This window comes from Lutibacter profundi, assembly GCF_001543325.1.
Classification (GTDB): Bacteria; Bacteroidota; Bacteroidia; order Flavobacteriales; family Flavobacteriaceae; genus Lutibacter; species Lutibacter profundi.
In genome coordinates, this window is sequence record NZ_CP013355.1 from 1,031,571 (window position 1) to 1,044,570 (window position 13,000).

General features: G+C 29.9%; 12 protein-coding genes. 7 read left to right on the forward strand and 5 right to left on the reverse strand.

The window, feature by feature from the left end:
- Positions 1-12 precede the first annotated feature (12 nt).
- Positions 13-1,923, reverse strand: a complete 1,911-nt coding sequence (dnaK, locus tag Lupro_RS04560; protein WP_068206687.1) for a molecular chaperone DnaK — start codon at positions 1,921-1,923, stop codon at positions 13-15.
- Positions 1,924-2,144: 221 nt separating this feature from the next.
- Here dnaK and Lupro_RS04565 point away from each other — a divergent pair, with 221 nt between their 5' ends.
- Together Lupro_RS04565 and Lupro_RS04570 are read left to right on the forward strand one after the other, a co-directional pair.
- The gene (locus Lupro_RS04565; RefSeq protein ID WP_068206688.1) at positions 2,145-3,569 is read left to right on the forward strand and encodes an L-serine ammonia-lyase; all 1,425 of its coding nucleotides are present in this window, start codon (positions 2,145-2,147) and stop codon (positions 3,567-3,569) included.
- Positions 3,570-3,647: 78 nt separating this feature from the next.
- Positions 3,648-3,983, forward strand: coding sequence for a DUF2853 family protein (locus tag Lupro_RS04570; RefSeq protein WP_068206690.1), 336 nt, complete (start codon positions 3,648-3,650; stop codon positions 3,981-3,983).
- A 75-nt stretch (positions 3,984-4,058) separates the two neighbouring features.
- On the opposite strand, the gene yaaA is transcribed toward Lupro_RS04570, so the two are convergent.
- The 4 genes from yaaA to Lupro_RS04590 form a co-directional block, all read right to left on the reverse strand.
- Entirely contained in the window at positions 4,059-4,817 is a 759-nt protein-coding gene (gene yaaA, locus Lupro_RS04575) for a peroxide stress protein YaaA (RefSeq protein ID WP_068206692.1), read from the reverse strand.
- Positions 4,818-4,912: 95 nt separating this feature from the next.
- On the reverse strand, positions 4,913-5,539 hold the full coding sequence (locus Lupro_RS04580; protein ID WP_068206694.1) for a CatA-like O-acetyltransferase: 627 nt from the start codon (positions 5,537-5,539) through the stop codon (positions 4,913-4,915).
- Between the two features lies 1 nt (position 5,540).
- Positions 5,541-6,560 carry an RluA family pseudouridine synthase gene (locus tag Lupro_RS04585; RefSeq protein ID WP_068206696.1) on the reverse strand — a complete coding sequence of 340 codons (1,020 nt, stop codon included), beginning with the start codon at positions 6,558-6,560 and terminating at the stop codon, positions 5,541-5,543.
- The gene (locus tag Lupro_RS04590; protein ID WP_068206698.1) at positions 6,560-7,150 is read right to left on the reverse strand and encodes a PASTA domain-containing protein; all 591 of its coding nucleotides are present in this window, start codon (positions 7,148-7,150) and stop codon (positions 6,560-6,562) included. Before Lupro_RS04590 ends, Lupro_RS04585 begins: the two co-directional genes overlap by 1 nt.
- A 237-nt stretch (positions 7,151-7,387) precedes the next feature.
- Here Lupro_RS04590 and Lupro_RS04595 point away from each other — a divergent pair, with 237 nt between their 5' ends.
- The 5 genes from Lupro_RS04595 (at position 7,388) to Lupro_RS04615 (ending at position 12,992) form a co-directional block, all read left to right on the forward strand.
- Complete coding sequence (locus tag Lupro_RS04595) at positions 7,388-8,815, forward strand: hypothetical protein (protein WP_068206700.1); 1,428 nt, start codon at positions 7,388-7,390, stop codon at positions 8,813-8,815.
- A 148-nt stretch (positions 8,816-8,963) separates the two neighbouring features.
- Positions 8,964-9,941 carry a D-alanine--D-alanine ligase gene (locus Lupro_RS04600; protein WP_068206702.1) on the forward strand — a complete coding sequence of 326 codons (978 nt, stop codon included), beginning with the start codon at positions 8,964-8,966 and terminating at the stop codon, positions 9,939-9,941.
- A 2-nt stretch (positions 9,942-9,943) separates the two neighbouring features.
- The gene (gene coaD, locus Lupro_RS04605) at positions 9,944-10,399 is read left to right on the forward strand and encodes a pantetheine-phosphate adenylyltransferase (protein ID WP_068206704.1); all 456 of its coding nucleotides are present in this window, start codon (positions 9,944-9,946) and stop codon (positions 10,397-10,399) included.
- 10 nt (positions 10,400-10,409) lie between these two features.
- The gene (locus tag Lupro_RS04610; RefSeq protein WP_068206706.1) at positions 10,410-12,149 is read left to right on the forward strand and encodes a M14 family zinc carboxypeptidase; all 1,740 of its coding nucleotides are present in this window, start codon (positions 10,410-10,412) and stop codon (positions 12,147-12,149) included.
- A gap of 24 nt (positions 12,150-12,173) precedes the next feature.
- Positions 12,174-12,992 carry a DUF1853 family protein gene (locus tag Lupro_RS04615; RefSeq protein ID WP_068206708.1) on the forward strand — a complete coding sequence of 273 codons (819 nt, stop codon included), beginning with the start codon at positions 12,174-12,176 and terminating at the stop codon, positions 12,990-12,992.
- The last annotated feature ends 8 nt before the right edge of the window (positions 12,993-13,000 follow it).

The following is a 13,000-nucleotide window of genomic DNA, read 5'->3' on the forward strand; positions in this document are numbered from 1 at the left end:
TAAAAAAGAAGTTTATTCTTCTTTTACTTCTTCAAAATCTACATCTTCAACATTATCACCTTCATCTTTTGATTCTGTACTACCAGCATCACCTGCAGGAGCTCCTTGAGTTTGTGCTTCTTGTTCAGCTTTATACATTTCTTCACTAGCTGATTTCCAAGCTTCATTAATTTTTTCCATTGCAGCATCAATTTGTGCAACATCTTTACTTTCATGAGCTTTTTTCAACTCAGTAAGCGCAGCTTCAATTGGATCTTTTTTATCAGCTGATAATTTATCACCAAACTCTTTTAATTGTTTTTCTGTTTGAAAAATCATAGAGTCTGCTCCATTAATTTTATCAGCAATTTCTTTTGCTTTTTTATCAGCTTCAGCATTTGCCTCAGCATCAGCCTTCATTTTTTTAATTTCTTCCTCAGTTAAACCTGATGAAGCCTCAATTCTAATTTCTTGAGATTTCCCAGTTGCTTTATCTGACGCAGATACCTTAATAATACCATTAGCATCAATATCAAAAGTAACTTCAATTTGAGGAACACCTCTTTGTGCTGGTGGAATTCCATCTAAATGAAATTTACCAATTGTTTTATTATCTGCTGCCATAGCACGATCACCTTGTAATACGTGAATTTCTACTGATGGCTGATTATCTACCGCAGTTGAAAATACCTGAGATTTTTTTGTAGGTATAGTTGTATTTGCATCAATCAATTTGGTCATAACACCACCCATAGTTTCAATACCTAATGAAAGTGGAGTAACATCTAACAACAATACATCTTTTACATCACCTGTTAAAACTCCTCCTTGAATTGCTGCTCCAATTGCTACAACTTCATCTGGATTTACACCTTTATGAGGTTCTTTTCCAAAATATTTTTTCACATCCTCTTGAATAATTGGAATACGTGTTGAACCTCCAACTAAAATAACTTCATCAATATCGGCAGTAGTAAGTCCTGCATCTTTCAATGCTTTTTCAACTGGTGCCATAGAACGTTTAACCAAACTATCTGATAATTGTTCAAATTTTGCTCTTGTTAAAGTTCTAACTAAGTGTTTTGGCCCACTTGCTGTTGCAGTAACATAAGGTAAGTTAACTTCTGTTTTAGTAGCTGACGATAGTTCAATCTTTGCTTTTTCAGCAGCTTCTTTTAAACGTTGTAAAGCCATTGGATCTTTACGTAAATCTATATTTTCTTCTTTATTAAATTCGTCTGCTAACCAATCAATAATCACTTGATCAAAATCATCTCCACCTAAATGCGTATCTCCATTAGTAGAAAGCACTTCAAAAACACCATCTCCAACTTCTAATATTGAAATATCAAAAGTACCACCACCTAAATCGTAAACGGCTATTTTTTCATCTTTTCCTTTCTTATCAATCCCGTAAGCTAATGCAGCTGCAGTAGGTTCGTTTATTATACGACTCACTTTTAATCCAGCAATTTCACCTGCTTCTTTAGTTGCTTGACGCTGTGCATCATTAAAATATGCTGGTACTGTTATTACCGCTTCGCTAACAGTTGTTCCTAAATAATCTTCAGCTGTTTTTTTCATTTTTTGAAGAACCATAGCTGAAATTTCTTGAGGCGTATATAATCTTCCATCAATATCTACACGTGGAGTATCATTATCTCCTTTAACTACTTTATATGGAACTCTATCTGCTTCCATTTTAGACTCAGAATATTTATTTCCCATAAAACGTTTTATTGAATAAATCGTTTTTAAAGGATTGGTAACAGCTTGACGTTTTGCTGGATCACCAACTTTTCTTTCTCCACCTTCAATAAATGCAACAATTGATGGTGTAGTTCTTTTACCTTCTGCATTAGGAATTACCACTGGCTCATTTCCTTCCATTACAGAAACACAAGAGTTGGTTGTTCCTAAATCAATTCCTATAATTTTACTCATAATAATATATTTTTAATTTTATTTTTTATTTTTTATTTAACAGTATCAATTATTCAATGATTATGCCATTAAAAAAAATATGTCAAGTTGTCACAATGTATAAGATTCACCAAGTAGTTTGTCATAAAAAAATACTTATATAGTAATAAACTTATTAATTTGGCATTTATCATCTAATTCAAAAGTATATATTTACACACTTAAAACACAAAAACTAACTAATGGAATGTATTTCTGTTTTTGATATGCTTAAAATTGGAATTGGCCCCTCTAGTTCCCATACTTTGGGACCATGGAGAGCTGCTGAAAGGTGGATTAATCATTTAAAAAAAGTAAATCTTTTTAATAATATCACCACTGTTAAAGTAGATTTGTATGGTTCTTTGTCGTTGACTGGAAAAGGGCATGCATCTGATTTGGCGATATTATTAGGGTTATCAGGATATGATCCTGAATACATTAAAACTGACGAAATAAATTCTATTATAAGTTATATTAAAAAAACTAAAAAAATTGATTTTGGAAAATTGAATAGTATTGATTTCAATCCTGATACTGACATTATATTTAATGAAGAATTTTTACCCTTTCATCCAAATGGTATAACTTTTACAGGATTTAAAAAAAATGTTAAAATATCATCTGACACCTACTATTCAATAGGAGGAGGTTTTGTTGTTCGTTCAGCTTTAATTCACTCAAAAGAAAACATTAAAATTCTCCAAACATTTCCATTTCCTATACAAACAGCTAAAGAACTGGAAGTTTATTGTAAAAAAGAACAATTAAAAATTTCAGAAATTGTATTAGAAAATGAAAAATCATTAAGAACAGAATCTGAGATTAATTGTGAAATAAAACGGATATGGAATGTAATGTTAGAAAGTATGTACACTGGCTGCCATACAGAAGGTTCACTACCTGGCGGATTGAATGTTAGACGAAGAGCATTTGATATTCATAAAAAATTAATAGGTAATTCCGTATACAATTGTTCATCTGAATGGATAAAAACTATTAGAAATACACAAGTTAAATTTCGGCAAATTTTAAAATGGGTAAGCTGTTTTGCCTTAAGTGTTAACGAGGTAAATGCTTCATTGGGAAGGGTTGTTACTGCTCCAACTAATGGAAGTGCCGGTGTAATTCCTGCCGTATTAATGTATTATCTTGTTATAGAAAATCATAAAGCAAGTTTTAAACACATTAAGCAATTTTTGTTAGTTGCAGGAGAAATAGGAAGTATTTTTAAGAAAGGTGCTACTATTTCTGCAGCTATGGGAGGCTGCCAAGCAGAAATTGGAGTTTCATCTGCAATGGCTGCAGGAGCTTTAACTGAACTTTTAGGTGGCACACCTGAACAGGTTTTAATGGCTAGTGAAATTGCAATGGAGCATCATTTAGGGTTAACTTGTGATCCCATTGGAGGTTTGGTACAAATACCCTGTATTGAGCGTAATGCTATGGGGGCAATTAAAGCTATAAACGCAGCTGAATTAGCTTTAGAATCTGATATTCAACATGCAAAAGTGCCTTTAGATAATGTAATTTCTACTATGTGGCAAACTGCAAAAGATATGAATGCGAAATACAAAGAAACTTCAAAAGGGGGCTTGGCAGTAAGTGTAAATATATCAGATTGTTAAAATAAATTTCCTGCTACTATTAATATTCTTTATATTTGAATATATAAACATATTTATTAATAAAAAAATTCGTTACTCATGAGTAAATTTGATGAAAAAATAGCACTTTATCAAGGTGCAATGAAAGACTTAGGAATTAGCTTTGATGCTGATTTATTTGCTAAAGTTACTAAAGGATTAGGACCTTCTATATATAAAAAAGATGCTGAAACTGTATCTGGATCGGATGCTAAAGAATTAGGAACTGTAAAAAATAATTTTCTAATTAAAAAATTAGGACTTTCAGATGGCGTAAAATTAGATAATGCTATTGACACAGTTATGGAAAAAATGGGGAAATCTAACAGAAACAAATACAGAGCTATTGTTTACTATTTATTAGTGAAAGAACTAGGACAAGAATCTAAATATTAAAAAAATAACATTCTTACTAACAAAAAAACCTGTGAAAAGCAGGTTTTTATATTTCTAAAAGGTAATATTTACAAATTATCGTGTAAAAACTAATTCACTTTCTGAAGATAAATTAGCATCAAAAGCATAACCTTCATAATTGAAACCTTTTAAATCTTCTGTCTTCTCAATATTATAATCTATAATATAACGAACCATTAATCCTCTCGCTTTTTTAGCAAAAAAACTAATTATTTTTAATTTTTCATTTTTATAATCTTTAAAAATGGGTGTAACAACTGGTACTTTTAACAGCTTAGGTTTTACAACCTTAAAATATTCGTTACTTGCTAAATTTACAAATACCTCATCATCAACTAATTCTTTATTTAAAGCATTGGTTATTGTTTCACCCCAAAATTGATATAAACTTTCTGTTTCCCCAACTTTTAATTTTGTTCCCATTTCTAAACGATAGGGCTGTATCAAATCTAAAGGTTTTAGTAAACCATATTGACCTGATAAAATTCTTAATTTATTTTGAAGTTGTATTATTTGTTCTGGCAAAAGAGAATACGCATCTAATCCTAAATATACATCTCCTTTAAATGCAAATACCGCTTGTTTGGCATTTTCCAATGAAAATGGCAATTGCCAATTTTGATTTCGCTCCCAGTTTAATTCTGCTAGTTTTGGAGATATTTTCATTAACTCTGATAGCTCTTTAGGAGATTCTTTTTTCAAAACTTTATTTAATTTTTCAGCTTCATTTAAAAAAATTCCTTGTGTGAATTTAGCTGTTGGAACTTTTGTTTGAAAATCAAGTGATTTGGCAGGAGATATTACTATTTTCATTTTAAATTTAATTTACACGATAAAATTAAAATTATTTATTAAAATATTTACACAATTTAAATACTTTAAAATTATTTTACAATAACAAAACTCTATTATAAGTTTTGAATGTAGTTTTCCATTTTTTCTAGAAGTAACGCAACATGATAACCATCCATTAGAGCATGGTGAACTTCAACAGAAAAAGCTATTTTTTTTCTATCTCCATCCTTAAAAAATTTCCCAAAAACTAATTTCGGAATTCCTTTTTCCCCTTCATCTCCTTTCCTTGCATGCTTAAATCCGGTAAATGATATCCATGGTAATGTTGAACAATGTACTAAATCTAAAGCATTTAATGCGGGATTAAAATCTATTCCTTTTTGGTGATTTTCAATTACTTTTTTCCCTCTTTCAACAAATATTTCTAGAGATTTTTCAGCGTTAAAATAACAAAAGGAGAAGGTATTATCATCATTTAAAACTGTAGAGCCAATATTAATTTCATCAAATTTAACAACTTTATTATTGTAAATTCTTAATTTGAATTCTTCAATTTGGTTTACACATTTTACGGCTATAAATATACAGGCTAATGAAAATGATAATTGATTTTTCTTACAATAGTTATACAGGTTTGTAACATCTAAATTTGAAGTAATATTAAAAAAGGGGTCTTTATACGTTTTAAAAAATTGATATTGCGATTTACGATACCAATTATCAACATCAAACTCTTTCATATTAATCTTTTTGATTTATAGTATAATTCCTCCATTTTTCAATGCATTGCCTCATATCTTCTGGAATTTCAGAATTAAATTGTATAAATTTTTTAGTTATTGGATGCTCAAATCCTAGTGTTTTTGCGTGTAATGCTTGTCGTGGCAAAATTTTAAAGCAATTATCAACAAACTGCTTGTATTTTGTGAAAGTTGTTCCTTTTAAAATTTCATTTCCTCCATAGCGCTCATCATTAAATAAAGTATGACCAATATGTTTAAAATGAGCTCTAATTTGATGAGTTCTTCCTGTCTCTAATTTGCATTGCACTAACGTAACATAACTAAAACGTTCTAAAACTTTATAATGTGTTACTGCATGTTTTCCAAATTCACCATTTGGAAAAACACTCATTTGCAACCTATTTTTTAAACTTCTTCCTATATTTCCTTCAATAGTTCCTTCGTCTTCATCAATACTTCCCCAAACTAATGCGTAGTACAATCTTTCCGTAGTTCTGTCAAAAAATTGTTTTGACAAATGAGCCATAGCATATTCTGTTTTTGCAATCACTAACAAACCACTGGTATCTTTATCAATTCTATGAACTAAACCAGGGCGTTCATTAGAATTATTAGGTAAATTTTCAATATGATAAATCAATCCATTTACCAATGTACCAGAGTAATTACCATGACCGGGATGTACAACCATTCCGGCAGGTTTATTAACTACCAATACTTGGTCATCTTCAAATAAAATATCTAATGGAATATTTTCTGCAACTAATAAATTTTCATGAGGCGGATGTGCCAAAACAACACGTACTATATCTTTTGGTTTTACTTTATAATTAGATTTTACAGGAATCTCATTTACCAAAACATTCCCTGCTTTTGCTGCTAGTTGAATTTTATTTCTAGTTGTATTTTCAATAAAATTCATTAAAAATTTGTCAACACGCAATGGTTCTTGCCCATCATTTGCAACATATCTAAAGTGCTCATAAAATTCTTCTTGTTGTGGTTCTTCAGTATTCATTAATTTTCTCTCTTCATATTTTGTATATATCTCCCTGTACCTCTACCATCACCTAATTTTAAATTGATTACTGAGTTTTTAGGTATTTTATCTCCAGCCTTTAATTCTTTCCCTTTAAATCTTAATCCTCTAATTACATCTTTAGCTATGTCTGAAACATACATTGCTTTTGGGCTAATTTTAAATCCAATTGCTAATAATTGTGATGTTGCCTGCCTTTTTGTTTTTCCATATAAATCTGGAATTTCAACATTTGCATATCCTGATGGATTTAAGGTTAAGTATATTTTTCTATTTTCTTTTACAAAATCACCTACACTAGGGCTCTGTTCAATAACTGATTTTTTAGGGTAATTAGGATTATAACTTGCAGAATCAACAACTACATAATTTAAATCGAGTTCTTGCAACTTAGTTTCAACCTTCTCCAAACTCATTTTCTCTAAATTGGGTACTTCAATTTTTTGGTTGTGATTTGTTATCATCGTTAACCATTTCATCATCACAAAAATTAACACAGCTATACTCAAAACTGCAATCACTAGTTGCTTTAAAAATAGTTTAGATTTTAAAAATTGAAATAGACTCATTTTCTTTTTTTAAGATTTTCAGCAAAGATACTTTATAATAATCAACTTACAAAAACGTAAATAATTGCTTAAGATTACAAATTATTCATTCAAAAAAATTAAAAATACTCATAAAATAAGAGATTCCTTAAATTAATAGCAAATTGAGATGAAATATAAAAACCATTTTTTTGTAAGTATTCATTTATTTGAGCGACTCAAACAAGGATTAACTAAATATCTAAAACTCAAATTTACATGAAAAACAAACGTAATTATGTTGCTGTTAACCTACTAACTATTGGAGTATTAGCAACTTTAATGGCTTGCTCAAATGACAATTCAACTTTAATTCCTCAATTTCAATCAAAATCGGTAAATAGTACCGCCAACTATACTGACATGACTTTATTTAGAGGAAGCAAAAGTTCTACAACTGGTGCTATATATGAAGTTTTACCAGGACCTGCAGTTATTAACCCAGCAATGAGTCCAACTCCCTTTTCTAACAATATTCAAAGTACTGAAGGTGCTTATGAAATAGAAGTAGATGATATTGTTGATGTAGATGCTACAACATCTACCGATGCTGTAAAATTTGTTAATATAACATTTACTGCAAACGATGGAAAAAAATTTAAAATTGACCAAATTAATATCATTCATAAACCTGAAGGTGCTGGAGATCATTCCTTTTTTGGAGGTGTAGGTTTAAATAAAATGATGCACGGAGATACTGGAATTGGCACAGCATTAATGCCTAAAATGCTTGCATACATTACACTTTGGGGACTTGTTGACCTCAAAGATGCCTCAACTGGTGAAGTAGTTGCTTCTAATAGAATTATTCACATTATGACCGCCTCAAATGTTAGAAACTCTAATTTAGAAATGATTCCAGAAGTTGTGTTAGATAAATCTGACCACGATACTTGGATGTCTCAAACACATGTAATTCTTATACCGCAAGATATGGACGGGAATTTTTCCCCTGTTCCAGGAACTGATCACGGTTTTATTCATATGATGTGGGAAAATGTAGAGCTCACAAAAGAAACAAGAGATTGGAAAAAAGTATATGAAATATTACCTGGACCTGCAGTAATAAACGAAGCAATGAACCCTACTCCTTTTTCAAATAAAGTTGCTTTTGGAGCTGGTTCATACTCTTTTAATGTTATTGATAATTCTGAAGAAGATTCAGAAAACTCTGAAGATTTAATAAAAAATGTTGCTATTAAATATCAAAGACCAAACGGTGAAATGTTTATAATTGATGATATTCAAATAATACATAAAACCAATGGTAGTGGAGACCACCCTTATTTTGGAGGTGTTGGACTTGATAAAGTTATGCATGGAAATACAGGAATTGGAACCAACTTAATGCCAAAATTAACCTCTTATATTACTTTATGGGGTATTGCAGATTTAAAGGATGGAAATGGAAATGTAATTGCACCTAATAGACTAGTTCATATCATGGTGTCTTCAAGATCAAGAAGCTCAGACTTAAAATTATCTACATCTACAGATATTGATTCAACTGATAAATCTCCTAACAATATTGAAACTCATATTATTATACCTCCATTAGATTTAGAAGGAAATATGTCTCCCGTATCAGGAACTGGACATGGCTTTTTACACCTTATGTTTGAAAATGTAAACCTAACAGAAAACTAATATATCCAATACTACTAAGAGAATACAACCTCCGAAAGAGCTTTTAGTCTTTCGGAGGTTTTTTTATGTTTTAATAATCCTGTACCAACATTTTCTAGAACCTAAATAGATTTTATGTAAGTTTGTAATTACAAGTTATAAACATAAAATGAAAAAAAATATTGCCATAATAATGGGCGGTTATTCTTCAGAAGCTAATATTTCATTGAAGAGTGGTACCGTTGTTTATGAAAACATTTCAAAAGAAATCTACAATACATACAAGGTTCATATACTCAAAAACAAATGGGTATTAGTTGATGATAACAATCAGGAATTCCCTATAAACAAACACGATTTCACCGCTGAAATTAATCGTAAAAAAATAAGCTTTGATTGTGTTTTTAATGCTATTCATGGGCATCCTGGTGAAGATGGAACTCTTTTAGCCTATTTTAAGTTAATTGGTTTAAAACATACATCTGCTCCATTTTACCAAATGGCTTTAACTTTTAACAAGCGTGATTGTTTAAGCGTGGTAAAACAATATGGAATTAAAACGGCAACTTCGTATTATATTGATAAAGGTGATGAAATTAACATCCATGAAATCGTTTCCAAAGTTGGTCTACCTTGTTTTGTAAAACCTAACAATGCTGGCTCTAGTTTTGGAATTTCTAAGCCTAAAACAACTGAAGAAATAACACCTGCCATTGAAAAAGCATTTAAAGAAGATACACAAATTTTAATTGAAGAATTTTTGGATGGTCCTGAAATTACTATTGGTGTTTTAAATTTCAAAGGGGAAATTAAAGTATTACCAATGACCGAAATTGTAACCGAAAATGATTTTTTTGATTACGAAGCAAAATATTTAGGGAAAAGTGAAGAAATTACACCTGCAAGAATTTCAGATGAAATACATAAAAAATTAAAAAAAACAGCATCTCAAGTTTATAAAATATTAAATATGAGTGGTTTTTCCCGTGCAGAATACATTTTAGTAAATAACGAACCTTATTTTTTAGAAATAAATACAGTTCCCGGTTTAACAGATGCAAGTTTAATTCCGCAACAAGCTGCTGCGGCAGGTATTAGTTTAGAAGAACTTTTTCATAACGCCATTGAAATGGCTTTAAATAATTAAGTATGAGAAGAGCAATTTTCCCAGGATCATTTGATCCAATTACCCTAGGCCATGTTGATATTATTAACAGAGCATTGCCATTATTTGATGAAATTATTATTGCAATTGGTATCAATGCAGATAAAAAATATATGTTTTCTCTTGAAAAACGTATATTTTTTATCAAAGAAAATTATAAGAATGAACCAAAAATTAAAGTTGAAACATATTCAGGTTTAACTACTGAGTTTTGCAAAAAATTAGATGTTGATTTCATTTTAAGAGGATTACGAAATCCTGCAGATTTTGAATTTGAAAAAGCAATAGCACAAACCAATAGAAAAATGTCAACCATTGAAACTGTCTTTTTACTAACTTCTGCAGAAACATCATATATAAGTTCAAGTATAGTACGTGACATTTTAAGAAATGGTGGAAATGTTAAAGACTTTGTTCCTAAAAGTGTTACTACCAACTAATTTTTAGTTTATGAAAAAAATTGGTTTCCTTATTTTAGTGCTTCTGCTTTCTTGTGCTAATCCATCTCCATCAAAAAAAAATGATTTTATAACTACATTTGAAAAATCAAATGGAACAGAAACAGCAACTTATTTTGAAACTATTGCATATTACAAAAAGTTAGCAAATTCATACCCGGAAATTTCAATCCAAGAAATTGGAACTACAGATAGTGGCTACCCTTTGCATCTAGTAATTTTTAGCTCCTCCAAAGAGTTTGATTTTAACAAACTTCAACAAAAAAATAGTATCTTAATCAATAATGGAATCCACCCTGGAGAATCTGATGGTATTGATGCAACAATGCTTTTACTTAGAGATATTGTTCAAAACCCTGATAAAATAAAACGATTGAAAAACATAATTTTAGCAATTATTCCCATTTATAACGTAGGTGGTTCACTAAACAGAAATAGCACTACACGTACAAATCAAAATGGACCAAAAGTATATGGTTTTAGAGGAAATGCACGGAATTTTGATTTAAACAGAGATTTTATAAAAGCCGATACCAAAAACGCCAAATCTTTCGCTGAAATTTTTCATAAAGTTAACCCTGATATTTTTATAGATAATCATGTAAGTAATGGAGCCGATTACCAATACGCCATTACACATTTATTTACACAACACAACAAACTAGGCAATGATTTAGGTACTTTTATTGAACAAAAAATGAGACCCAAAATTGAAGCTTCCTTATTAAAAAAAGGTATTATTATAACACCATATGTAAATGTTTGGGGAAGCACACCCAAAAAAGGTTTTAGTCAGTTTTTTGATTCACCGAGATATTCAACTGGTTATACTACTTTATTCAACACTTTAGGAATGATGATTGAAACACATATGTTAAAACCATATAAACAACGTGTAGAACAAACCTATGCTTTAATGGAAACTTTGATAGATTTTACTCTTAAAAATGGTAGTAAAATAAAAAAACTCAGAAAAAATGCTACTGCCAAAATTTTAGAAAAAGAAATGTATCCTATCTCATATGAAGTAGATAAAAGCACTTTTGAAACTTTTCAATTTAAGGGATATGAATCAAGTTATATCAATAGTAAAGTTACTACAGGCAAACGTTTATTTTATAACCAAACAAAACCATATACAAAACCCGTAAAATATTACAATCAGTTTATAGCTTCAACTAAAATTAAAATACCAAAAGCATATATTTTAAAAAATGGTTGGTGGAGAGTTTTAGAGCGTTTAAACAATAATAACATTAAATATACTCGTTTTAAAAAAGATACTGTAATTTCAGTAAGTGAACAACTTATAAAAAATTATAAAACTCGTAAAACTGCCTACGAAGGCCATTATCCTCACTACAACACAACAACAATAACCACCAAAAAACAGGTGCAATTTAACAAGGGTGATGTTTATATTCCTACAAACCAAAATGGTATTCGCTATATGATAGAAACTTTGGAATCAGCAGCTACTGACTCTTTTTTTAATTGGAATTTTTTTGATACAATACTTCAACAAAAAGAAGGGTATTCTCCTTATGTTTTTGAAGATATTGCTGAACAATTTCTGATTGAAAATCCATCAGTTCAAAAAGCATTGGATCTAAAAATATTGAACGATGAGGATTTCGCAAAAAATGTGCAAGCACAATTAAATTTTATTTATAAAAATTCTCCTCATTACGAAACTGCACACTTAAAACTACCTATATATAAAGTGTTTTAATTTATTTTTTAACTTGTAGGTTCAATGGATTTAAATTCTAAAGAAATACAATTACAATATGAAGGGTTTTTACAAACTCCTTTATTATGGGAATCTGAGAATGTTTTCAACTTAGAACAGTTAAAACTCTTCAAAAAAAAGGTGTCTGTTTTTGAAGGAAATATTCAAAAAAAATTACGCCTAGGTAAACGAGTGGAACGTTTTGTTAGCAACGAACTAAACCAGTATAAAGCTATTACAATTTTAAAAGAAAACATTCAAATACAAGATGGCAATACAACTATTGGAGAAATTGATTGCCTTTTAAAACAACAGGAACAACCTATTCACCTTGAAATAGTTTATAAGTTTTATTTATATGATAAAACCGTTGGCTTAACCGAATTAGAGCATTGGATTGGTCCAAACAGGAAAGATAGCCTAGTAAAGAAACTAACAAAACTAAAAGAAAAACAATTACCGCTTCTTTTGAAACCTCAAACAAAACCAACTTTAGAAAAACTTAAAATTTACGTAAAAGAAATAAAACAATTGGTATATTTTAAAGCACAACTATTTATTCCTTATCAACTAAAAAATAATACATTTAAATTAATAAATAACAACTGTATTAAAGGTTTTTACATCTATTTTCAAGAACTTTCACAATTTTCAGAATGTAAATTTCACATGCCAACAAAAGTAAATTGGTTGCAAGAAACTCAAACATACGTAAATTGGCTTTCTTTTGAGAAGTTTGAACAAGCTATTGAAGTTTTTATGCTAAGTAAAACATCTCCATTGTGTTGGATGAAACAACCCAACGGAAAAATCTATAAAATTTTCATTGTGTGGTGGAGATAATGCTTAAC

Excerpts from the sequence above, each read along its gene's own strand:
- dnaK (WP_068206687.1), bottom strand. The coding sequence starts at position 1,923 with ATGAGTAAAATTATAGGAATTGATTTAGGAACAACCAACTCTTGTGTT.
- Lupro_RS04565 (WP_068206688.1), top strand. The coding sequence starts at position 2,145 with ATGGAATGTATTTCTGTTTTTGATATGCTTAAAATTGGAATTGGCCCC.
- Lupro_RS04570 (WP_068206690.1), top strand. The coding sequence starts at position 3,648 with ATGAGTAAATTTGATGAAAAAATAGCACTTTATCAAGGTGCAATGAAA.
- yaaA (WP_068206692.1), bottom strand. The coding sequence starts at position 4,817 with ATGAAAATAGTAATATCTCCTGCCAAATCACTTGATTTTCAAACAAAA.
- Lupro_RS04580 (WP_068206694.1), bottom strand. The coding sequence starts at position 5,539 with ATGAAAGAGTTTGATGTTGATAATTGGTATCGTAAATCGCAATATCAA.
- Lupro_RS04585 (WP_068206696.1), bottom strand. The coding sequence starts at position 6,560 with ATGAATACTGAAGAACCACAACAAGAAGAATTTTATGAGCACTTTAGA.
- Lupro_RS04590 (WP_068206698.1), bottom strand. The coding sequence starts at position 7,150 with ATGAGTCTATTTCAATTTTTAAAATCTAAACTATTTTTAAAGCAACTA.
- Lupro_RS04595 (WP_068206700.1), top strand. The coding sequence starts at position 7,388 with ATGAAAAACAAACGTAATTATGTTGCTGTTAACCTACTAACTATTGGA.
- Lupro_RS04600 (WP_068206702.1), top strand. The coding sequence starts at position 8,964 with ATGAAAAAAAATATTGCCATAATAATGGGCGGTTATTCTTCAGAAGCT.
- coaD (WP_068206704.1), top strand. The coding sequence starts at position 9,944 with ATGAGAAGAGCAATTTTCCCAGGATCATTTGATCCAATTACCCTAGGC.
- Lupro_RS04610 (WP_068206706.1), top strand. The coding sequence starts at position 10,410 with ATGAAAAAAATTGGTTTCCTTATTTTAGTGCTTCTGCTTTCTTGTGCT.
- Lupro_RS04615 (WP_068206708.1), top strand. The coding sequence starts at position 12,174 with ATGGATTTAAATTCTAAAGAAATACAATTACAATATGAAGGGTTTTTA.